Source organism: Synechococcus sp. C9, assembly GCF_022984075.1.
Lineage (GTDB): Bacteria > Cyanobacteriota > Cyanobacteriia > Gloeomargaritales > Gloeomargaritaceae > Gloeomargarita.
The window spans coordinates 386,983-409,990 of sequence record NZ_JALAAD010000001.1 but is presented as its reverse complement, the minus strand read 5'-3'; the positions used below and the strand labels follow the sequence as shown (position 1 = coordinate 409,990).

Sequence of the window (23,008 nt, the reverse complement as noted above, 5' to 3'; positions counted from 1 at the left end):
ATTGACGCAACCCCATGAAAAGTTATCTTGTTTGCAGACTGAATACTAACTGAATCATGGGCACTTCAATCAATTCAAAGTTAGCGGTCGCAGGGCACCGCCCCGCATTTGGTTCTCAGGAATTTCTACTCTTTTCATCAAGTAAAATTGTTGTATTTAGAACAGGGGTCGCAGGGCACCGCCCCGCATTTGGTTCTGGGAAATTTCTATACGTTAATTAAGTAGGATGGCGATAACTATAATAATTGCAAAACCATGCCCTCCCGCGCCAGGACACTATTGGGCAAAACCTGCCGCACCTGCGCTTCAATTTCGTCTAAAAACGGGTCATCATGACTGGCATCGTGATGAAATAATACTAACTGCTTGACCTGCGCCGCCTGCGCCACCTGTACCCCCGCCTGCCAAGTGGAATGCCCCCAACCCCGCCGGGGCGTAACCGGGTGATGGTATTCCTCGTCCGTATAATTGGCATCATAAATCAGGACATCCGCATGACGGGCCAGATGCACTACACTGCGGTCCAGCCGGTCAGGATAATGTTCCGTATCGCTGGCATAGACCACGGTTTTGCCGCCCCAGGAAACCCGATAGCCCAGGGCGTAGTTGGGATGATTCAAACTGCCGGTTTCCACCGTGATTTCCCCCAGAGTGATTTTTTCCCCCGCCGTCAGGTCATGGAAGTGCAAATCCGCCTGCATAATTTGCAAGGGCACGGGGAAATTGGGGTCAATCATTTGATTGCTTAAACTTTGCTTGATCGAGTAGCCATTGTAGGTGGCTGGGCCGTAAATATGAAAACAATTTCCCGCCATATAGGCTGGGGTAAAAAAGGGAAAGCCTTGGATGTGATCCCAGTGGGAATGGCTAAAAAACAAGTGAGCTTGGATGTTTTTTTCCCCCATCAGGGTTTTGCCCAAAACCCGCAGTCCGGTGCCGCCATCAAAGATCAAACGTTGCCCGCCTACCCGCATTTCCACACAGGGAGTGTTGCCCCCATACCGCACCGTATCCGGCCCCGGCACCGCAATGCTACCCCGCACACCCCAAAATCGCACTGCAAATTCTGCCACAACCTTGCCCGCCTAAGGTTCGTCCTACGGTTCAGAATAACCAACCACCGCCCCTTCTGTCAGTGATTTTACCCATAGTTACCAGGGTAAAAGACTAACCCACCAGCGCATGGGTCTGCATTAACCCGTATTCCAGCCCTTCCGCCACTGCTTGATAGGACGCTTCGATGATATTGCTGGATACCCCCACCGTCGTCCACCGGTGCGCCCCGTGGGTAAATTCCACCAACACCCGGGTGGTGGCGGCAGCCCCCGATTGCCCATCCAAGACCCGCACCTTGTAATCGCTGAGGTGAAAGTCCCGCACCTGGGGATAAAAAGTCTCCAAGGCTCGCCGCAGGGCCCGGTCTAATGCGGAAACGGGGCCATTGCCCTCCGCCGCCGTCAGTAATTCCTGCCCCTCCACCGCCACTTTGATGGTTGCCACCGAGGAACTCCAATGCCCCTCCCCCTGCGCCTGGGTCTGGCAATGCACCTGGAACCCATGCAGTACAAAAGGGGGGTGCCGTTGTCCCAACACCTGCCGCACCAACAGGGCAAAACTGGCTTCGGCGGCTTCAAACTGATACCCTTGCCCCTCCAAATCCTTGAGCCGCTGGAGAACTTCCCGGGTGGCGGGATGGGTGCGCTCCAGGGGCAAACCCAACTCCTGGGCTTTGGCGATGATATTGCTGAGACCAGAATGCTCGGAAATTACCACCCGCCGCTGATTCCCCACCTGCTCCGGCTGGATGTGCTCGTAGGTCAGGGGGTTTTTGCCCACCGCACTCACGTGTACCCCGCCCTTATGGGCAAAGGCGGATAACCCCACATAGGGGGCATGGTCATCGGGAGCCAAATTCACCCGTTCACTCACCGCTCGGCTAACTTCCACCAGGCGAGTTAACTGGGCAGGGGTAATGCAGTCATACTTCAGTTTTAATTGCAAATTCGGGATTAATGTACATAAATTGGCATTCCCACACCGTTCCCCGTAGCCATTGATGGTTCCCTGCACCATGCGGGCACCGCTTTGCACGGCGGCCAGGGCATTGGCAACCGCTGTCCCGCTGTCGTTGTGGGTGTGGATGCCGATCTGCGCCTGGGGAAAATGGGCTTTGACCCGCTGGACTATTTCCGTGATTTGGTGGGGCAAGGTACCGCCGTTGGTATCACAAAGTACCAACCATTCTGCCCCGGCGGTGTAAGCGGTTTCCAGGGTGGCGAGGGCGTATTCCGGGTTAGCCTGGTAGCCGTCAAACCAATGTTCCGCATCGTAGAGGACGTGCCGGTGTTGACTCCGCAGGTAGGTGACCGTGTCGGCGATCATGTCCAGGTTTTGGGTTAACGTGGTGCCCAGCCCCTCGGTGACGTGTAAATCCCAGGACTTGCCAAATACGGTGACCCAGGGGGTGCCAGCAGCGAGAATCCCTTGCAGGAGCGTGTCTTCGGCGGCGGTGGTGCGGGGGCGGCGGGTGGAACAAAAGGCCACCAACTGCGCCTGGGTCAGGGGTTCCTGTTGCAACTGCCAAAAAAATTGCACATCCTTGGGATTGGCACCCGGCCAACCCCCCTCGATGAAGGGCACCCCCAATTGGTCGAGCAGGTGGGCAATCTGGAGTTTATCTTCCAAACTCAAGGACAAGCCTTCCCGCTGGGCACCGTCTCGCAGGGTGGTATCGTAAATCCAAATGCGCTCCATGTACGGGGTGAATCGGCAGGGCAAAGAACAATTTTAATTGTAAGGCGGGTTTGATGAATCAGCGGCTGTCGTTTTGGGAAAAACTCAGTTACGGGGCGGGGGATTTGGGTCCAGCCATAGCCGCCAATTTGATGGTGGTGTTTCAGTTGATTTTTTTTACCAATGTGGCGGGGTTGAATCCGGGTTTAGCGGGGACGGTTTTACTGGTCGGGAAAGTTTGGGATGCCATCAATGACCCGCTGATCGGGGTTTTGAGCGACCGTACCCGTAATTCCTGGGGACGCCGGTTACCTTGGATGTTTTGGGGGGCGATTCCCTTTGGGGTGAGTTTTTTTTTCCTGTGGTGGGTGCCCCAATTTACCCCTGACCCGGCGCAAAATCAATGGCTCCTGTTTTGGTATTACGTTTTGGTCGCCATTGCGGTCAATACGTTTTATACGGTGGTGAATTTGCCCTACACGGCTTTGACGGCGGAATTGACCCAGGATTACGACGAGCGCACCAGTTTGAATAGTTTTCGCTTTGGGTTTTCGATTGGGGGCAGTATTCTTTCGCTCATTTTGGCGTTGGTGATTTTTCAGCTTTTGCCCAATCAACCGTTGCAACAATATCTGGTGTTGGGGGGGGTGGGGGCGGTTTTGATTACCTTGCCCCTGTATTGGTGTGTGGGGGGAATTTACCCCCGGGCGGTGCGGGCGGAACGGACTCGCCGGGAAACGACGCAGGAAACCCCCATGCCTCTTTGGGAGCAGGTGCGGATTGCTTTGCGGAATCGCCCGTTTTTGTTTGTGATTGGCATTTATCTCTGTTCCTGGTTGGCGGTGCAAAATACGGTGGCGATTATTCCCTATTTTGTGAAAAATTGGATGGGTTTGACCGACCAAGCCTTTACCCAGGTGGTGCTGGCGGTGCAGGTGACGGCGTTGATCATGCTGTTTGTCTGGGCAAAATTAAGCGAAACCCTGGGGAAAAAACAGGTGTATGGGCTGGGAATGGTGGCGTGGATTGGGGCGCAAACGGGTTTATTTTTTCTGCAACCGGGGCAAACGGCGCTCATGTTTCTCCTGGCGGTGTGCGCTGGGGTGGGGGTGGCGACGGCTTATTTAATCCCCTGGTCGATGATTCCCGATGTGATTGAGGTGGATGAATTGCAAACGGGACAACGGCGGGAGGGGATTTTTTATGCGCTGATGGTGTTTTTGCAAAAAATTGGTTTGGCAATTGGCTTATTTCTGGTGGGGCAAGCCTTGGAGCTATCGGGGTTTATCAAAACCGTGGCGGGACAACCGGAACCGATCCAGCCCCCATCAGCTTTGTGGACGATTCGGGTGATGATTGGGCCTTTGCCCACCCTGGTGTTGATTTTGGGGTTGGTGTTTGCCTATTTTTATCCCATCACCCGGGAAAAACACGCCGAAATTTTGCTCCGACTGGCGGAACGCAAAGCGATGGGGTCTGCTGAGTCCCCGGAAGGTTAGGTTTGCCGGGATATTGACCCGAAATCCAGTAGGATACAAGCAGTAGCATTCATCAATGGGCTGTGGATTTGGGAATTGCTCCCCACGGAGGGGTGTTGATTGACCGGGTGGTCGCACCGGCGGCTGAGGCGCAATGGCTGGCCCAAACCCAGGGGGCACCGACTGTGACCTTGGGCGAGCGTGCCCTCTCGGATGTGGAAATGATCGCCACGGGGGGGTTGAGTCCCCTGACCGGGTTCATGGGGGAGGCGGACTACCGGGCGGTAGTGGACACCATGCACTTGGCGAATGGTCTGCCCTGGACGATCCCGATTACCCTGGCGGTGACGGAGGCGGTGGCGGCGGGGTTAACCCCGGGGATTTGGGTGCGTTTGGCAGACAACCAGGGAACCGTGATCGGGGCGATGGAAGTGCAAGAACTCTACCGCCCGGACCAGGAACGGGAGGCGCAACGGGTTTATAAAACCACGGAAACCGCCCATCCGGGGGTGCAGGCCCTGCTGGATCAGGGGTCGGTGTATCTGGGGGGACCAATTTGGGTGTGGCGGTTGCCCACGCCGCCCTTTCCTGCCTACCATTTGCCGCCCCGTAAAAGCCGTCAGGTGTTTCAGGAACGGGGTTGGCGGACGGTGGTGGGGTTCCAGACCCGCAATCCCATTCATCGGGCGCATGAATATATCCAAAAATGTGCGTTGGAAATCGTGGACGGGTTGTTTTTGCATCCCTTGGTGGGGGCGACCAAAAGCGATGACATCCCGGCGGAGGTGCGGATGCGCTGTTATGAGGTGATGTTGGAACGCTATTTCCCTCCCCAGCGGGTGGTGTTGGGGGTGAATCCGGCGGCGATGCGTTATGCGGGGCCCCGGGAGGCGATTTTCCACGCCCTGGTGCGGAAAAATTACGGCTGTACCCATTTCATCGTGGGGCGGGACCATGCGGGGGTGGGGAATTACTACGGCACCTACGAGGCGCAGGAGATTTTTCGGGAATTTGACCCGCAGGCGCTGGGGATCACCCCCCTGTTTTTTGAACACGCCTTCTATTGCCCTCGTACCCAGGGGATGGCAACCAGCAAAACCAGCCCTAGTTTACCGGAGGAGCGCATCCATCTTTCGGGTACCAAGGTGCGGGAATTACTGCGCCGGGGCGAAGCTCCCCCCCCGGAATTTAGCCGACCCGAGGTGGCGGCCATTTTGATTGCGGCCATGCGGGATTAACGGGGGGCAATATGGGCTATACCCGGCGTGCCTGGCTCCAAACCATGCTCTTGACCTTGGGGGGGGCTTTTTGGGGCACCGGACGGGTGTTGGCCGCCCCCACTGCCCGCAAACTGGCCCTGTTAATTGGCATCAATCATTACCCCCGCCTGACCAAGACCCCTGCCCTTGCCGGGTGTGGGACGGATGTGTGGCTCCAGCGGGAATTGCTCTGTGGGCGGTTTGGGTTTGCCCCGACGGATGTGCTGACCTTGACCGATGCCCAGGCCAGCCGTAGCCAGATTCGCCAAGCCTTTCAGGAGCATTTAGCCCAGCAGGCCCGAGCGGGGGATGTGGTGGTCGTGCATTTTAGCGGCTATGGGACTCGGTCGGCTCAACCCATGCTCCTGCCTAGCGATGCGGGGTTTGACGGCATGGGGAACGGTATTGAAAACGGGATTGGGGAGGGGGAATTGCTGGACTGGTTGCGGCAATTGCCCACGGAACAGGTGATCACCGTCTTGGATACGGGGTATGACTATCCGGGGAGTTTTGCCTGCGGCAATATGCGGGTGCGAGCCTGCCCGTCCGTTCAAGAGGGGTTGTCCACCCCCCCACCTAATTCTCGCCCGCCGGGGGTGCTATTCCGAGCCGCCCGCCCGGGGAGTATCGCCACCGAAGCCCTCTGGGCGGGGTTTAGTGCAGGTACATTAACCTACGCCCTCACCCAGACCCTGTGGGGCACGACCCCCGCCCCGATTTTGGTGGAGGTGGCCGCCCAGATTGCCCAGACCGTGGGTTCCCAACAGGCACCGGAAATGGTGGGTGCCCCCCGGGGACTGCCGGTGGCGGTGGGGGCGGCGGGACGGGTAGTGCAGGTGAATGCCGACGGGGTGGAATGTGTGCTGGCGGGGCTGGCTCCCTGGATTTTGGCGGCTTTAGCCCCCGAATCCCAACTGGAAACCCCCCAGGGGGTGAGGCTGGTACTGCGCTCCCGCAATGGCCTGATCGGTAAAACCACCAACCCCGGCTCCGTCCAGGTGGGGGATTGGGTGCGGGAACGGGTGCGGGTCGTGCCAAGCAACGTAAGTGTGACCATTGCCCTGGCCGCCGACCTGGAGCGCATCGAACGGGTGGATGCCACCAGTGCCCTGGGCAGTTTGAGTTATGTCAATACGGTCAAGGTGGGGGAACAACGGGTGGATTGCCTGCTGGGACGGGTCACCCCCACCACCTACGGGCTGTTTTCCCCCGGCCACGACCTCCTGCTCGGCACGGAAGGGGAGGCGGATGAGACGGTCAAGGCGGCGATCAAACGCCTGATTCCCCGCCTGCAAAACCTCCTGGCGGTCAAACTCCTGCAATTAACCGATAACCTGGCGGCCACCCCCCTGAACCTGACCGTCCGGCTCGCCCAGGCGGATCGGCTCCTCTTGACCCAGACCACCGCACCCACCGCCACCGCCACCGGCCTCAGCCAGGACATTCCCACCTTGGCCGCCGCCAGCCCCCTCACCTGCCAGGTCAGCCACCGGGAAGCCCAACCCCTGTTTGCCCTACCCTTGACCATCCAGGCCAACCAGGAAATCACCCCCCACCCGCCCCAGGTTCTGCCCCCCCAGACCCCGGTTACCCTCACCCTCACCGCCCCCGCCACCCCCGGACTGACGGAGTTGCGCCTTTTACTGGGCACCTCCGCATGGGCGACCCCCCTGCCCCCGGAACCCCTGCCCCTCGCCCAGGCGATTCTTGCCCACCTGCACCAGCTCACCTCCGCCCCCAAGGACACCTACGAACTGCACCTGGATACCTGGGCGGGTCTGTCCCTCATGTATCGGGTGGGGTAGGCGGGGCAATCTCTTCGTGCAAAATACAGCGAATGTGATTAATGGCCAAATCCCCCAAGCCCAACTCCGGGCGAGAGCCATCCGGGAGGCGCAGACGTTCAAAACGAATCCCCCGCCCCAGTTCCAAGTGATACCAGGCTAAGCCCAAGAAAAATCGCTGGGGTTGCAACCAAGGGCGTTCCGGCAAATGATCCGTGTTGGACTCGATGGGCAACCAGCCCCGCCCCGGCCAGTACACCTCCAGCCACACATGGTTGAACTGGGGAAACAGCGGCACCCCCAACAATTCTGGGTTTTTCGGGCATTTATACCGCCCCACCGTCCGGCAGGCAATGCCATTCAACCGCAACAGCGCCAGCATGATCCCCACGTATTCCCCACAGGAACCCGTCCCCCGCTGGAGGGCAATGTGGGGTGGGTCAATCGTACTTCTCATGTGATAACGCAGACGGTCATAGACATAATTGCGAATCGCCAGCAATTGTTCCGGGAAGGTCTCGGCACCGACCACCGCCTCCCGCGCCGCCGCCCGGATGATCGGTTCATCCATACTCAGTTCATCGTCATCTACCAAATACTGCTGTTGTAATTCCGGCTCAAGGGGGGGGACTTCGGGATGCTCCGGGATTTGGTATTTGATGCTAAAGACTTCTAATTCCGCCCGCCAGCCAAAAATCAACCCCTGCCGTTGGGTCAAACGGTCAAAGCGAAACACCGCCACCGGCTGTCCCGCCTCCTCCTCCAGGGTAAAGGGCAGTCCCACTGGCTCCACCCGCCGCAACCGCTGACGATGGGTCGTAGCAGGCAGGGCAATCCGCCACTCCACCTGCGCTAAATCCACCTCCTCCAGGGGGCACCACTCCTCCACATAGCTCAGTTCCAGGACATAACCATTACTGAGGGTGTACTGCCCCTCCGGGTAATACTGAAAGCTCAAAGGATGCACCAGTACCCGGTCCCGAAACCCCAACTGCAAGGACTGGCTGGCATTCGGCTCATCCCGGATGTACGGCTCCTCCCCCGCATAGGCGACATAGTACCGCCCCCGCCACTGCGCCAACCCCACCGGCGACTCGTAGGGGGTAAGAACGGCGAGTTCCACCTGACCCGTCTGCCAGTTTAATTGGTACAAAGTTTGTTCAATGTTATCACAAAGCCAGAGTTTTTCCTCCAGGACGGCTAACTGGGAAATCCCCACCCCTGGAGTGCGCCAGGTTTGCACCACCTTCCCATCCGTGACCCGGATGACCCAGATACAGCCCCGCCCCTGACTGCTGATATACAGCCATTCTCCCCGTTTGACAATGCCTTCCGCCTGGTCGTCCAGGGTGAGTGCCAACACCGGTTCCGCCAACTGCCATAGCCCCGCTTCCCGATGCACATAACTGACATACACCTGTTCCCGGTCGGTGAACCAAAGGGCATCCCCTTCCAGGCTCCACCCCCCCACGTCCTGGAGGTAGTGGGTCGTCTCCGGGTTGAGGATCCGGGTGTCATCGCTGAGCGGGTCAAGGCTCGCCAGGTAGCCCGAGCGGGGGTCCACCGTCAACAGCCGGTCATGCCAGGGCAGGAGTCCCCGTAAACTGCGGAGCGCATGGGGGCGCAGGGTACGAAAACCAGCTGTAGTCATGGACAGGGCACCCAATAGATAATGAATCATTATGGCTCAGTTATTAAAAATTCAATCCTGCCCATGCCCAGCCACCCCCCGGTTCCGTTATCATGGAAATCAATTAAGAAATGTAAATAACTAGGGGGGAAAAGCATGACTGCCACCATTGCACCGACCCAACCCAAACGGTTAACGCTTCAGGTTGAACATTTGGGCGACCAAACCACGGTTATTCGTTCATTAGATTGGGACCGGGACCGGTTTGATATTGAATTTGGTTTGCAAAACGGCACCACCTACAATTCCTTTTTAATTCAGGGGGACAAAACCGCCCTGGTGGATACCTCCCATGCCAAATTTCGTGAATTATATCTCCCCCAAATTCAAGAATTAATTGATCTTACCCAACTGGATTATTTAATTATTAGTCACACGGAGCCGGATCACAGCGGTTTGGTGCGGGATATTTTAGCGTTGGCTCCCCAGGTGACGGTGGTGGGTTCCAAGGTCGCCCTGCAATTTTTGGATAATTTTATTCATCGTCCCTACGAGCGGCTACAGGTCAAACAGGGGGATAAAATTGACCTGGGGCAGGGACATATTTTGGAATTTATCAGTGCCCCCAATTTGCATTGGCCGGACACGATTTTGACCTGGGATCATGGCAGTAAAATTTTATTTACCTGTGATGTGTTTGGGATGCACTACTGCCGGGAACGCCTCTACGATGAATCCCTGACCGAAATTGAAGAGGATTTTCGCTATTACTACGACTGTTTGATGGGGCCGAATGCCCGGTCGGTGCTGGCCGCCTTGAAACGCATGGCTCCCCTGGGGCAACCCCGTTTGATTGCCACGGGGCATGGTCCCTTACTTCAGCATTACATCCCGGACTGGCTGGATCGTTACCAACAATGGAGTCAGGAGCAAAGCCAAGCGGGCAATACCATTGCGGTATTTTATACAGCAGATTATGGGGATAGCGACCGGATTTCCCAGGCGATTGCCCACGGGGCGACCAAGGCGGGGGCGACGGTGGAAATGGTGGATATGAAGTCGGCGGATTTGCAAGAGGTGCGGGAGTTGGTGGAGCGCAGTCAGGGGCTGGTGGTGGGGATGCCCCCGGTGACTGGGGAATTTGCCCCGCACACCCGGGCGGTGGTGGGGACGATTTTGGGTTCTGTCCAGGCAAAGCAACGGGTAGGATTGTTTGAGTCGGGCGGCGGCGAGGACGAGTCCATCCATGTTTTGGCGGCAAAATTCCGGGATTTGGGGTTGGAAACAGCCTTCCCCCATCTGCGTTGGACAGGGGCACCGACCCCGGCGACCTATCAACGGGCGGAAGAGGCGGGCACCGATCTCGGACAATGGGTGAATCGGGACCGGACCATCCAACAGATGAAAGCCCTGGATAATGACCTGGACCGGGCGTTGGGACGGTTGAGCGGCGGTCTGTACATCATCACAGCCAAACAGGGGGAACGGAGCGGGGCGATGCTGGCCAGTTGGGTGGCGCAGGCGAGTTTTCAGCCCTTGGGTTTAACGATTGCGGTGGCGAAGGACCGGGCGATTGAAGCCCTGATGCAGGTCGGGGATCACTTTGTTTTGAATGTGCTGGAAGCGGGGAATTACCAACACCTGATGAAGCACTTTTTGAAACGGTTTGCGCCAGGGGATGACCGCTTTGCCGGGGTGAAAACCCAGACCGCCAGCAATGGGGCGCCGATTTTGACCGAGGCGTTGGCGTACTTAGAATGTACGGTAGCCACCCGGATGGAATGTTCTGACCATTGGATTGTCTATGCCACGGTGGATACGGGGCGGGTTGCCAAACCGGAGGGGTTGACGGCGGTGCACCATCGCAAGGTGGGGAACCATTATTAACCCTGAGGAACCTTAACTTTGGCGGGCACCCCGATACTGCATTTGCCGCCGCAGACGAAATTTTTGCGCCAGGGAAGGCATATCACTCCGATGCCCCACCACAATCAGCGTATCCCCCGCCTGCACGGTTAAATGACGTTCCGGGTTATCCACCAACAGCCCATCCGCCCGCCGCAGAGCCACCACAATAAACGTCCGCTCCCCCCGCACCTCCACATCCCCCACCGTGCAGCCAATTAGGGGTGAATGTTCCGGCACCAATAATTCATCCATCCGCAGGTTGATTTGGTTGAGCATTTCGTTAATTGTACTGCTACCATCATTGCGATCCAGCAGGTCAATCGTGGCGGGGTGGGTAATCAAATAGGCCAACCGCATGGCTCCAATCGTCGCCGGTAGCACCACATGGTCCGCTCCCGCCAGGCGCAGTTTCCGTTCCGTCGCCGGAAATTCCCCCCGAGCCAGGATGGTCAACCCCGCATTCAGCCCCCGGGCGGTCAGGGTGATAAACACATTCAGGGCATCATCCGGGAGTACGGTTGCCAAGGCCCGGGCCCGCTCCACCCCCGCCCAGACCAGGGTTTCCTCATCCTCCGCATTGCCCAGATGGGTTAAATAGCCATGTTCGGTCGCCTCCCGAATCCGCTCCTCGTTAATATCCAACACAATAAAGTCCAAACCGGCTTCGTACACCCGTTGCGCCAGGATTTGCCCCATGCGTCCATAACCGCAGATAATCACATGATCCTGTAATTGGGTAATTTTTTGGTGCATCCGTTGCGACTCCAAAACCTGTTTAATTTCCCCTTCCGTCACAAACTGAACCACAGCCCCAATCGTGCCCACCACCGCCGCACTTCCTAGGATAATAATTAACATCGTAAATAGCCGTAAGGCCAGGGTATTGATGGGGCGCACCTCCCCAAATCCCACCCCAAAAATGGTAATGATGACCATATATAGGGCATCCAAAAACGGCCAACCCGCCAAGACCCAATACCCAAAAACCCCCAAGACCAGCACCCCCGAAAATAGGGCTAAGGCTGTCAGTAAATTGCGTAACCCAGGGGAAACCCGCCAACGTTCCCGCAGTCGCTTCGCTTGTTTGATGAATTTGGGGAGGGAACGACGGGACACAGGTGACCTCACGGGCTTGGGGTTTAGTTAGATATAGTGATCCTAAATAAGAATGGAACAGGGGTCGCAGGGGCACCGCCCCCGTACTTGGTTCTGGAGAATTGCTGTTTGTTAATCAAGGAGGATTGCTATAGATTGAATATAAAGGGAAACGCATGGGTTTAATTTCTTAGTTATTTCACACTACGGCGGTCATAGATTTTCCAGGTATCCCCCACCCGGCGCAGGTCAAAACGATAGGTATCCCGGTCGGTTTTACTTTGGCGCAAACGCCCATTTTTGTAAATATTTAACTGCTCCTGAATGGTAAGGTCTAAAACCACTTGGTTGGCAGTAGATTTCCGCAGTCGTTGCAGGGTCACTTGATGCCCCCCATAGCGGTAATAGGTATTATTTTTACGCAACCAATCTACAGAACCATCCGGTTTGGAAACATCAGTCCAGGCGGGGCCCGTCAGGAAATTGGCCGCCAAATCCAAATCATAGGGCGGGGCAAAGATGGTTTTTTTCGCCTCTAACCAGGCTTCCACCAGGGCGACCCCATCCTCAGGGGAGAAACCGCTGGTCGTCGGTGCGGCGGCACTTTTTTGCCCCCCACTTCCCCCTACCTGCGGGGATGGCACGGAAGTTTGCTCAGGGGCGGGGGCTACCACCGCTGGAGAATGCCGCCGGAACATAAACCAAACCAACCCACCCGTCACCGTGAGCATTCCCCCCAATCCCAAACCCAACAGCAACAGCACCATCACCGGCACCTTGGTCGCCCCCTGGGGGTTAATGGGATGCGGCATCGGTGTCGTCTGAGCCGCCATCGGCTGGGTGGGGGGCGGGGGCGTGGGAGCAGAAACCACCGGCGTTTGGTAGGGTACCGTGTCAAATTCCGTGGCTTCAAAATCCTCCGGCACCAACACCGCCAACACCTGCCCCGCTTGGTCAAACCCCCCGGCCAACATCTGGGTCAACACCTGCGCCAGGGTAGGGTCAATCTCACAATGTTCCTGCCAGACCCAATCCGGGCTAGGGGGATAGCCGGTCAACAAGGTCACCGCCGCCCGTGCCAAGGCCACAATATCCTGCTGGGGCGTAGTGGTCGCTGGCGTGCGGGTTGGGGGCACCAACTGACACCCGTGGGGCACCTGCTGGATCGTACTCAAACTCACCCCCCCATGCGCCTGATGCCGGTCGTGGTATCCCCGCAATTGGCTCAGCACCTGCCGCAACAACAGCCGCACCTGGGACTCATTGAGCGGTTGCCCATCCCGTTCCAATAAAAGTTGCCGGTAGGATACAGCCATCTGCTTCCCCCAGGGGTGGCTAATTCTAGTTTAATCCTGTCGGTTGGATTGCCCAGGTGCCTGGCTGCCGAGAACATTGCATCAACAGAAACTCCGCAGAACCAGGCATAGGGCGGTGTCCCTACGACCCATTTTTAGAAGTGCCCCAGAATTGCTCAAACAAAGCCCTGGTCAATCATTCATCCCCGGCGTGAATTACACATTACAACGTATAGCTAAAATCCTGCACCAACATCCCCGGCACCAACACCCCCCCCAAGCTCCGATGCTCATAGGTATCCGTAGCGGGAATGAGGGTTTGGGTTGCGGTTAACCCCAGCAAACCTTCACCCCAAAAATGATAAAGACTTTCATCAAACCGGAGATTTTCAATGGGAGCCACCCACCGCCCCTGCTCCACCCAAAAACAGGCATAGCGGGTCATGCCCGTAATCCGCCCCGTTGCCTGGTCACTCCAGTTCAAATAGTGCAAGTTGGCAATATACAAACCTTGGTCAAGGGTGGTTAAAATTTCATCCTCAGCCAAGGTTCCCGGTGCAATTTCCGGTGCCCGCAGGTACTCCCCCTGTACGGCTCCATTCGGGGTTAAACCGTATTCCTTCGCCGTGCGCTGACTAATTAAGGTTTGCTGTAACTCCCCCTGGGAAATGAGGTCCAACTGCGCCGGTGCCAAATCCCCCTGGTCATTGAACCGGGGCGCAGGAATCGCCTGGAAATTTTCCCGCAAGTGAAAGCTGTCCGCCAACCGCCGTTCCCCCCGCCGGAGCGGTAAAAGGGCACTGGTACCCTGGCGCATCGCCGCCTCACTCACCCCCCCCCAGGACAACATCCCCACCAATTCCGCCACCGCCGCTGGGGCAAAATAAGTCCGGTAACGACCGGGGGGCAGGGTTTTCGCCGGTTGAGCCAGGAACTGCAACTGGGTGCTTAACCCCTGAATTTGGGCACAAAAAGCGGCTAAATCCCACGTCCGGTCGGCGTAATAACCCTTCACCGCCCGTTGCTGGGCATTAAATAGAGAGTAGTCCAAATTAAAGGATACGGTTTGAAACCAGTGGGCTTGCCCCGCACTATCCGCATAGGCTCGCACCTGGGGTCCCCCCGCATACAATCCCGTGAAATCCAGACCCCGCACCGCACCGACAATGGCGGGGATCACCTCCGTCACCGGGGGAATCGCTCCCTCTTGCTCAACCCGGCTGTGTTGCGACCCCTCCGGCAGTACCAAAAACGGGTCCGGGGGCAATTCGGGCACCTCCTGGCACAGTGCCGCCACCGCTTCCCGCAATTGCGCCTCATCTATAGCAGGCACCCCCATCAACGGGAACCGCCGATAGCCACTGCGTCCCTGGGTCATCAGGGTTAATTGCATCTGGGCATCCTGCACCGTCCCACTTTGACGGATTGCCCCCCCATTAAACCGCACAAAATCGCTGGACTCCGCCACCAACTCCGCCCGCCAGGCTAGGGATAGGTCTGCCAAGGCGGTCACGCAGGTCTGCCAACTTTCCGCAATAGCGGCGATGAAATCAGCCATAAAAATTCCTGCCCATCCCGTTTATTATGGCATCTCGGGCATGGCATCGGGATCAGCGGATACCTGGGTCGTGCGTGGCTCCCATAAGGGCATTTCTAAAAATTAGGTCGCAGGGGGGCACTCCCACCCTTGGTTCTGGGTAATAGGGGCATTCCCACGATGGGATTGATGATTGGTTCAAATCAATAGAGGTTCCCTTAAATGAAGCCGTGCCGTACGGTTTTGTCACACAATTTGTTACATTTTTTGTCACACAATTTGTAGTACATGAACCGGGATTTGTTTGTTGCACATTTATTTCAAATCACAACTTTTTCTTCATAATGTGTTCCATTGCTTTAGGCTTCATTTTATTGTGTTATCTGTAGTCCATTATTTTAATCAAAAACCATGAGTCTTGTTGCGCAGGTGATCGCCCAGTCGGACGCTGCTGAACGGTTCCTCAGCAGTACCGAATTGAACAAATTGGAAGAGTTTTTTAGCAAGGGGGCATTGCGGATTCGGGTGGCAGAAAAACTCGCCGCCAACGAAAAGAAGATTGTGGAAGAAGGGAGCAAGCGTTTTTGGGCAAAATGTCCCAATACTCCCAGCAATCGGGGCAATGCTCAAAAAACCGCCCTCTGCCAACGGGATCAGGGGTGGTACATCCGTTTGGTGAGCTATTGTGTCTTGGCTGGGAATGATAAACCTTTGGAAGATATTGGCTTGAATGGGATGCGGGAAATGTATGTATCTTTGGGGGTGCCTTTAGCCAATTTGCGGATGGCGATGGCAAGTCTCAAGGAAGTAGCCGCTGGTCTGATGTCTGCGGAAGAAATGGCGTTAGCCGCTCCCTATTTTGACCGTTTGATCCGTGCATTTTAAGTTCCAAAATTCCTGTAATCAAACTCCATTCTCCAGCCAATCAATGGTGAATTTTATGGGGTTCATTGCCAGGATACCGATGGATAATCTTAGCCCAATGATTTACCTAGAGGAGACATCATGCAAGATACGATTACTGCCCTGATTAACCCCGCCGATGAGCAGGGGCAATATCTCAATAGTGCCGCCTTGGATCAACTCAATAAATACTTCCAACGGGGTGCCATGCGGGTCAAAGCCGCCGGTATTATTAGTGCGACCGCCAGTGACATTATTAGCAAGACGGTGGCAAAAAGTTTGCTCTACGGCGACATTACCCTGCCGGGGGGAAATATGTACCCGACCCGTCGCTATGCAGCTTGTTTGCGGGATTTGAGCTACTTTTTGCGCTATGCTACCTATGCCATGTTGGCGGCGGATGCGTCCATTCTGGATGAGCGGGTATTGAATGGTTTGAAAGAAACCTACACGGCGCTGGGGGTGCCGATTGACCGGGTGGTGGAAGCCCTGAATGCGATGAAAGAAGTGCTCAATGCCAGCGTGGGGGCGGAAGCGGGTCAGGAACTCGCAGTTTATCTGGATCACATCATCGCTGGTTTGACCTAATCGCCAAGAGAAGGATGGCAATCTCATGTGAATCGTGAGCGAAGCTAATTCTTTGAATCGTCCAGGGTTGAAGGAAATTTTTCCGCTCTGATTCTGAGGTAATTGGCGATGTTGATGAATCATTTGAGATTGCCATAACTCATGTTTATTCATGCAAAAGGTGCTGTTATGAAACGAGATTCCAGCCTGTCCCCCTATCCTTGGTGGGCGGGTAATGCCCGGTTTATTCACCAATCCAATACGTTTATTGTGGCACACGTGGCGCAGGGGGCATTGATCATGCTCTGGGCGGGTGCCTTTACCCTGTTTGAACTGGCAAAGTATAACCCCAAAGTCCCGATGTACGCACAGGGGTTAATTTTGCTCCCCCACTTGGCGACCTTGGGGCTGGGCGTGGGCGAGGGCGGGCAGATTGTCAATACGTTTCCCTTCGTGGCGGTGGCGGGTTTTCATCTGGTAGCCGCCGGGGTATTGGCGTGGGGTGCCTGGTTCCATCGGCAAAAACTACCCGCCAGTTTGGAAATGTCCCAACCGCCGGTGGGCAAATTTCATTTTCGCTGGGATGATGCGGCGAAGTTGGGGTTCATTTTGGGGCACCACCTGTTGATCTTGGGGTTCGGTGCCCTACTTTTGGTTGCCAAAGCCATGTTTTTGGGCGGTTTGTACGATGCCACCTTGGGGCAGGTGCGGGTGGTGAGCCAGCCAAATTTAGATGTATTTGCCCTGTGGGATTACCGCACCCATCTGTTTGATGTGAATAACCTGGAAGACCTGGTGGGTGGGCATATCCTTGTGGCATTGCTGTTGTTTTTGGGGGGGACGTGGCATATCCTGGTGCCGCCTTTTGGTTGGGTAAAAAACCGCTTTTTGTTTTCCGCCGATGGGATTTTGAGCTATTCCCTGTTTGGGATTGCCCTGGCGGGGTTTGCCGCTTCCTACTACTGCGGGTTTAATACCCTCGCCTACCCGGTGGAATTTTACGGCCCTGCTCTGGAACTCAAGTCGCAGTTCACGCCCTACTACTTCGACCCGACGGGCACGGGGGGCTATTCGTCCCGGGTGTGGTTGGCAAATGCCCACTTTTACCTAGCCTTCTTTTTCCTGCAAGGGGGGCTATGGCATTTCCAGCGGGCGATGGGGCTGGATGTGGGGCAAATGTTCCGGTCTTGGCGGGCGGAAGCCCAGGCGGTGTACCAACCCCAGTTCCAGTGTGAACCCCAACCGCTTCTGGATGTGGTGTACGAGCCACGCTTGGTACCCGCTCCCGCCCTCACACCCCAAGGCACGGAAGCCATCTACGAACCGGTGCGGGGTTGGCAAGCCCCATCCCTGCGGGGGATCAATGGGGTGAAAACCACCCTGTATCAAGCGGTGTACCACTGGCGAACCCTCGTATTTTACGAGCCAGCCCCTCGGCTAGAACGACGGGCAGAACCCAGTATGGGGAGCTTCTACGCCCCGGCGGCGACCAAGCCATCCCAGCGTCGCCCCCAAACGCCCCAACGGTGGTACGGGGTAGGAAATTAGGGTCTGTGGTGTTGCTGAACAGAGGTATGAATTCTTAAAATGTGCCTTTACTCTAACCCTTTTCCAATGGGTGAGGGGACGAGATTCTGGCTCCTTTCTCCTTACAGAAAAAGCGGGGGATGAGGGAAATCATATCTACATTCAGCAACGCCTTTACTCATAATTGAAGTGTGATTGTTACAGTCATTAGCAATTGCCTAGGGGATGTTATCGGTAGAAAAGTTTTTACTTAAAAACGCTGGTGACAATGACGGTAATGGTGGCAGTCGCTAGTAACCCAAAGGCTAGATTAACCACCTGAGTTGAGGCTTTTTGATAGGTTTCAACAATGAGGTTGGTTTTGGCTTGTTCCGCCTCTAGTTTGGTAACTTTTTGATCCAAAGCTTCTACACTATGCTCTAAAGTCTCTACCCGATGCTCTAGGGCTTCCACCCTGTGATCTAAGGCTTCCACCCGTTGATCTAGGGCTTCCACCCGTTGATCCAACATCGTCACTTTATGGTCTAGGGCTTGCACCTGTTGAGCAATACTCTCTAGACTAGCGGCAATAGTTTCGAGGGTTACGGGAGAACTCATCGTTCAATTTTTCCTGGTATTTATACCTTGATCATACATCAGCGGATTTGCCGCCCGAGGGATTAAAATAACAAATTTATACCCATCCTACTTGATTAACGAAGAGAAATTTCCCAGAACTAAGGACGGGGGCGGTGTCCCTGCGACCTATTTTTAGAGATGCCCTTAATTAGGTTTTACTCCGCATCAATTTTGCCCTCAGGGAAGAGAACACTGAAGTTGGTAAATCCGCATCCAAGTCACTTCCCAAACCAACTGGGGTTGCACATAATTCAATAAGGCTTGACGGGTTTGCTCCAAAATCTGGATCAGTTCCTGCCGCTGGTAGCGTTCCCAATAGAACCACTGTAGGTAATCCGTCAGCCACAGTTGCGCTGTTGGTTCCAGGGCTTGGGTCAAACGACGGGCAAGTTCCAAAGCTTGGGCTAGGGACGTGGGCAAGGGGTCAAACAGCGGGGGCAATTCCGGGGGTAACGCCTGCCACTGTTGCCAATGGGCGATGGCGGCACCGGGGGAACCGCAGGCGAGGGTCAATAGTTCGGGATGGTGCGTAATTTCGCCGTAGCCCTGTTCGTTGAGAACGGCGCCCATATCGTCCCTGTCCAAATTGCGAAACGGGATCACCTGGCACCGGGAACGAATGGTGGTCAGCAACTCCTCCGGGCGGTCGGCAAGCAGAATGATGCGGCTATGACCGGGTTCTTCCAAGGTTTTCAAGAGGGCATCCTGCGCTGGTTCATTCAGACATTGAGCCGACTCAATCACCACCAGGGAACGGTCGCTTTGCCAGGGTGTACGCCCGACAAATTGGGTAATTTCCCGCACCTGCTCCAGGCGAATTTGGGCTTGGGTGACCCGTCCTGAGTCCTGGGTTTTCTGCACGGGTGCCACCCAGAGGAGATCGGGATGATCCCGGTTCTTGCCTAGTAAATAGTGCGCCAAACACCGGGCAGTCAGGGCTTTTCCCACCCCCGCCGGTCCCTGAAAGAGATAGGCAGGAGCCACCCGTTGGCACCCCAAAGCCCGTTCCAAAAGCATCACCGCCAAGCTCTGTCCCCGCACCGGCGCAAAAAAACTGGTGAAACTCATGGGATAACTTGTCGGTTAAACGGCGCATTAACGCCCATAATAAAAGTATGAACTGGCATGTCAAGGGGCGAGCATGACTACCAAAATTTCCTTTGCACCGACGGATGAAGAGTATCAACGGCTCAGTGACCTGAAATCGGAATTGGGGGGGTCTTGGAACGATGTCCTGACCTTCTTGCTCACCAAATTGGACAACCCCACCGCCCAACCGACCCATGCGGGTTTAGCCGCCCTCGCCGAGGAACTGCATCTGCCCCCTGCCCAGGTGATTGACCTGCTGGTGTCCAGTTATCGCCAATCCCAGAGCCAAACGGCAACCCCATTCAGTCTGGATGCCCTGGAACTTACCCCGGAGGACCGGGCGAGTTTGGAGAAATTGATCTTCAATTCGGGTAAGCCTTTATTGGAATTGGTGAAACAGGGTTTGATGCTTCAAATTCACCCGGAGGCATCCCCTTCCCCCCCTATGTCCAGTGTGGAACAAGCCTTTAATATGCTGGTGGGATTTAACGACCAGGCGACGGATATTAACCAAAAAATTTATATTGATATTGCGGTTTTAGAACTCCAGGCGCACTGTGACCGGCGCACCGCCCAGGATTGGTATGTCGCCAATTTGGATCGCATCAAAGCGCACCACAAAAAACATGGACTTTCGGAGGTGAATAATCGTTTGCGGATGCGTACAGTCGGGCATGGATTTCATGGGGTAGAATTGGTGAATGGCACCTATCGGGAACGGCAGATTTGATGCTAAGTTTCACCGAATTTTTGATGGCTGAGCCTTTGCCCTTAGCCCAGATTCAACAAACGATTCTGGAATGTTTGCAGGGGCGCAGGGATGTGGCTCTCTTCGGTGCCTATGCGGTCAATGCCTATATTACGGAAGCCCGCATGACCCAAGATGTGGACATTCTCGCCTTAGAAGCAAATAGATTCGCAACCGAACTACAAAATTATCTCCATGAAAAATTACATATTGCCGTGCGGATACGAGAAATCAAATCCGGTCAAGCTTGGCGAATTTATCAAGTACATAAGCCAGAGAATCGCCATTTAGCCGATATTCGTTCTGTAAACCAATTACCCGAAACCGAATTGATTGGCGATATTCAAGTGTTAACACCCCGGGAATTAGCGATGAGTAAATTGGTGGCTTACCATAGCCGCAAGAATCAACCCAAAGCTGGTACAGATTGGCGGGATTTAACCTTATTACTACTACGTTTTCCTGAGTTAAAATTAGAAATTTCAGAATGCTTAAAACAGCAGAATTATAGCCAAGATATTCAACAAACCTGGGCAGAAATTTCCAATATAGAATTAACCCAAGTGGATGATGGATACTAAGCGATGACCCGGAAAGCCCTATTGAGTGTGAGTGATAAAACGGGTTTGGTGCCCTTAGCTGAAGCTTTGGTACAAGAATTTGGCTATGAATTACTGAGCAGTGGGGGTACGGCGCAGGTTTTGCAAAAGGCGGGCTTGCCGGTAACGCAAGTATCCGACTACACAGGTTCGCCGGAGATTTTGGGCGGACGGGTGAAAACCCTACATCCGAAAATTCACGGGGGGATTCTCGCCCGGCGGGATGTGCCCCAGGATTTAGCAGAATTGGAGAATTTAGGGATTGATTTGATTGATTTAGTGGTGGTGAATCTCTATCCCTTTGCGGAGACGGTTCAGAATCCGGCGACCACCCACGCCCAAGCGGTGGAACAGATTGACATTGGCGGACCAGCGTTACTCCGGGCGGCGGCGAAAAACCATGCTTTTGTGACGGTTTTGTGTGAACCCAGCCAGTACCCGGAGTACCTCAACCACCTGCGGACGCACCAGGGGCAGACCCAGCGGGAATTTCGCCAAGCCTGCGCCGCCCAAGCCTTTTGCCACACCAGTCAGTACGACCAGCGGATTGCCGCCTACCTGACCCCCACCCCGACCCGCTGGCCCCACCATTGGGCCTGTCAGGGCACCCTGGTTCAACCCCTGCGTTACGGGGAAAATCCCCACCAACAGGCGGCTTGGTACCGGACTGGGGATACACCCACCGGCTGGTGTACCGCCGAATTGCTCCAAGGGAAAGAATTGAGTTTTAACAATTTGGTGGATTTGGAGGCCGCCCGGCGTTTGATCAGGGAATTTCCCACCACCCAACCCACGGCGGCGATTATCAAACATACCAACCCCTGCGGTGTGGCCTGTGCCGATGATTTACTGACAGCGTACCAAAAGGCACTCCAGGCGGACCCGGTATCAGCCTTTGGGGGCATCGTGGCAGTGAATCAGCCCTTGGACGAGGCAACGGCGACGGCAATGACGGAATTATTTTTGGAATGTATCGTGGCCCCCGGATGTAGCCCAGCGGCGGCGGCGATTTTGCAACGGAAATCCAAGGTGCGGGTGTTGGTCATGCCGGAGTTGGGAATACCGCCGGAGGCAGAGATACGAATGATCAGCGGGGGATTTTTAGTACAAACTCCCGACCTAGGGACAGTAGAACCCCAGCAATGGCAGGTGGTGACGGCAAAACAACCCACGCCCTCGGAATTAGCGGACTTATGGTTGGCGTGGCGGGTGGTAAAGGCGGTGAAATCCAATGCCATCGTGGTCGCCAAAGATGGAGTGACCCTGGGGATTGGCGGTGGGCAGACCCAGCGGGTGGGGGCGGTGCGGTTAGCCTTGGCGCAGGCGGGGGAACGGGCGCAGGGGGCGGTGTTGGCCAGCGATGGTTTTTTTCCTTTTGGGGATTCGGTGATGGCGGCAGGGGCGGCGGGAATTACGGCGGTGGTGCAACCGGGGGGCAGTCTCCGGGATGAGGAGTCGATCCAAGCCGCCCATGAAGGGGGTGTGGCGATGCTGTTCACGGGTAGGCGGCATTTTTACCACTAGGGGTGGGGATTCTGGAATGATCATCTCCCTACCGCCTGGGTTGATCGTTTCGTGTCAAGCGGAACCGGGCAGTCCGTTCTACGGGGAGGAATTTATCCGAGCGTTTGCCCAAGCGGCGGTGTTGGGGGGAGCGGGGGCGGTGCGCCTGTGTGGGGTGGCCCATGTGCAAGCGGTGCGTTCCCAGGTAACGGTGCCGATCATTGGACTGACCAAGCACCAATACCCGGATGGGTCGGTGTTGATCACGGAGACGATGCAGGATGTGCTGGATTTAATCCACGCCGGGGCGGATGTGATTGCTGTAGATGCCACCACCCGTCAGCGTCCTTGGGGGATGTCGGGAACCGAGTTTGTCCGCCGGTTGAAACAAGAGTTGGGTGCTGTGCCGATCCTGGCTGATGTGGATACGTTGGCGGCGGGGGTACAGGCGGCGGCGGCGGGGGCGGATTATGTGGCGACGACCCTATCGGGTTACACCCCAGCTACGGCGAACCTGAACCCCTCTGCCCCGGATTTGACCCTCATCCAGCAACTCACCCAGGCGGTTGCCATCCCGGTCATCGCTGAGGGGCGCATCCGTACGCCCCACCAAGCCCGCCAAGCCCTTGATGCCGGAGCCTATGCCGTCGTGGTTGGTTCAGCCATCACCCGCCCGGTGGATATTACCCGGTGGTTTGTGCAGGCATTGCAGGCTTGAGAAAACAATGTCTTCGT

General features: G+C 55.8%; 18 protein-coding genes and 1 pseudogene. 11 read left to right on the top strand and 8 right to left on the bottom strand.

Features of this window, described 5'->3' with window-relative positions:
• Window positions 1-236: 236 nt before the first annotated feature.
• Together MLD66_RS02030 and cimA are read right to left on the bottom strand one after the other, a co-directional pair.
• Complete coding sequence (locus MLD66_RS02030; RefSeq protein ID WP_247215277.1) at window positions 237-1,073, bottom strand: MBL fold metallo-hydrolase; 837 nt, start codon at window positions 1,071-1,073, stop codon at window positions 237-239.
• A 94-nt stretch (window positions 1,074-1,167) separates the two neighbouring features.
• Window positions 1,168-2,754 (bottom strand): citramalate synthase, encoded by a 1,587-nt coding sequence (cimA, locus tag MLD66_RS02025; RefSeq protein ID WP_247215276.1) that lies wholly within the window; start codon window positions 2,752-2,754, stop codon window positions 1,168-1,170.
• A 53-nt stretch (window positions 2,755-2,807) separates the two neighbouring features.
• Between cimA and MLD66_RS02020 the strand changes: the two genes are divergently transcribed.
• From MLD66_RS02020 to MLD66_RS14440, 3 genes are all read left to right on the top strand, one after another.
• Window positions 2,808-4,232, top strand: coding sequence for an MFS transporter (locus MLD66_RS02020; RefSeq protein WP_247215275.1), 1,425 nt, complete (start codon window positions 2,808-2,810; stop codon window positions 4,230-4,232).
• 62 nt (window positions 4,233-4,294) lie between these two features.
• Window positions 4,295-5,449 carry a sulfate adenylyltransferase gene (gene sat, locus MLD66_RS02015; protein WP_247215274.1) on the top strand — a complete coding sequence of 385 codons (1,155 nt, stop codon included), beginning with the start codon at window positions 4,295-4,297 and terminating at the stop codon, window positions 5,447-5,449.
• Between the two features lie 11 nt (window positions 5,450-5,460).
• The gene (locus MLD66_RS14440; protein WP_281438397.1) at window positions 5,461-7,275 is read left to right on the top strand and encodes a caspase family protein; all 1,815 of its coding nucleotides are present in this window, start codon (window positions 5,461-5,463) and stop codon (window positions 7,273-7,275) included.
• On the opposite strand, the gene MLD66_RS02000 is transcribed toward MLD66_RS14440, so the two are convergent.
• Window positions 7,256-8,905: a transglutaminase family protein gene (locus MLD66_RS02000; protein WP_247215273.1), complete on the bottom strand. Its 1,650-nt coding sequence runs from the start codon at window positions 8,903-8,905 to the stop codon at window positions 7,256-7,258. The two genes, MLD66_RS14440 and MLD66_RS02000, sit on opposite strands and share 20 nt — an antisense overlap.
• 135 nt (window positions 8,906-9,040) lie before the next feature.
• Here MLD66_RS02000 and MLD66_RS01995 point away from each other — a divergent pair, with 135 nt between their 5' ends.
• Window positions 9,041-10,771 (top strand): diflavin flavoprotein, encoded by a 1,731-nt coding sequence (locus MLD66_RS01995; protein WP_247215272.1) that lies wholly within the window; start codon window positions 9,041-9,043, stop codon window positions 10,769-10,771.
• A gap of 12 nt (window positions 10,772-10,783) precedes the next feature.
• On the opposite strand, the gene MLD66_RS01990 is transcribed toward MLD66_RS01995, so the two are convergent.
• From MLD66_RS01990 to MLD66_RS01980, 3 genes are all read right to left on the bottom strand, one after another.
• Entirely contained in the window at window positions 10,784-11,908 is a 1,125-nt protein-coding gene (locus tag MLD66_RS01990) for a potassium channel protein (protein ID WP_247215271.1), read from the bottom strand.
• A gap of 173 nt (window positions 11,909-12,081) precedes the next feature.
• Entirely contained in the window at window positions 12,082-13,203 is a 1,122-nt protein-coding gene (locus MLD66_RS01985; protein ID WP_247215270.1) for an ARC6/PARC6 family protein, read from the bottom strand.
• 202 nt (window positions 13,204-13,405) lie between these two features.
• Window positions 13,406-14,740 carry a metallopeptidase TldD-related protein gene (locus tag MLD66_RS01980; RefSeq protein ID WP_247215269.1) on the bottom strand — a complete coding sequence of 445 codons (1,335 nt, stop codon included), beginning with the start codon at window positions 14,738-14,740 and terminating at the stop codon, window positions 13,406-13,408.
• A 390-nt stretch (window positions 14,741-15,130) separates the two neighbouring features.
• Here MLD66_RS01980 and apcD point away from each other — a divergent pair, with 390 nt between their 5' ends.
• The 3 genes and pseudogenes from apcD to MLD66_RS01965 form a co-directional block, all read left to right on the top strand.
• Window positions 15,131-15,604, top strand: a complete 474-nt coding sequence (gene apcD, locus MLD66_RS01975) for an allophycocyanin subunit alpha-B (RefSeq protein WP_247215268.1) — start codon at window positions 15,131-15,133, stop codon at window positions 15,602-15,604.
• Between the two features lie 120 nt (window positions 15,605-15,724).
• On the top strand, window positions 15,725-16,210 hold the full coding sequence (locus MLD66_RS01970) for an allophycocyanin subunit beta (protein ID WP_247215267.1): 486 nt from the start codon (window positions 15,725-15,727) through the stop codon (window positions 16,208-16,210).
• Between the two features lie 168 nt (window positions 16,211-16,378).
• Window positions 16,379-17,392, top strand: a pseudogene (locus MLD66_RS01965) (chlorophyll a/b binding light-harvesting protein); the annotation flags it as partial.
• Window positions 17,393-17,962: 570 nt separating this feature from the next.
• On the opposite strand, the gene MLD66_RS01960 reads toward MLD66_RS01965, so the two are convergent.
• Both MLD66_RS01960 and MLD66_RS01955 read right to left on the bottom strand, forming a co-directional pair.
• Window positions 17,963-18,313 carry a hypothetical protein gene (locus MLD66_RS01960; protein ID WP_247215266.1) on the bottom strand — a complete coding sequence of 117 codons (351 nt, stop codon included), beginning with the start codon at window positions 18,311-18,313 and terminating at the stop codon, window positions 17,963-17,965.
• A gap of 198 nt (window positions 18,314-18,511) precedes the next feature.
• Window positions 18,512-19,402, bottom strand: a complete 891-nt coding sequence (locus MLD66_RS01955; RefSeq protein ID WP_247215265.1) for an AAA family ATPase — start codon at window positions 19,400-19,402, stop codon at window positions 18,512-18,514.
• A 73-nt stretch (window positions 19,403-19,475) separates the two neighbouring features.
• On the opposite strand from MLD66_RS01955, the gene MLD66_RS01950 reads away from it, so the two are divergent.
• The 4 genes from MLD66_RS01950 to MLD66_RS01935 are packed head-to-tail and all read left to right on the top strand — an operon-like array spanning window position 19,476 to window position 22,991.
• Window positions 19,476-20,153: a hypothetical protein gene (locus MLD66_RS01950; RefSeq protein ID WP_247215264.1), complete on the top strand. Its 678-nt coding sequence runs from the start codon at window positions 19,476-19,478 to the stop codon at window positions 20,151-20,153.
• Entirely contained in the window at window positions 20,153-20,752 is a 600-nt protein-coding gene (locus MLD66_RS01945) for a nucleotidyl transferase AbiEii/AbiGii toxin family protein (RefSeq protein WP_247215263.1), read from the top strand. Before MLD66_RS01950 ends, MLD66_RS01945 begins: the two co-directional genes overlap by 1 nt.
• 3 nt (window positions 20,753-20,755) lie before the next feature.
• Window positions 20,756-22,294, top strand: coding sequence for a bifunctional phosphoribosylaminoimidazolecarboxamide formyltransferase/IMP cyclohydrolase (gene purH, locus MLD66_RS01940; protein WP_247215262.1), 1,539 nt, complete (start codon window positions 20,756-20,758; stop codon window positions 22,292-22,294).
• A 16-nt stretch (window positions 22,295-22,310) separates the two neighbouring features.
• On the top strand, window positions 22,311-22,991 hold the full coding sequence (locus tag MLD66_RS01935; protein WP_247215261.1) for an N-acetylmannosamine-6-phosphate 2-epimerase: 681 nt from the start codon (window positions 22,311-22,313) through the stop codon (window positions 22,989-22,991).
• The last annotated feature ends 17 nt before the right edge of the window (window positions 22,992-23,008 follow it).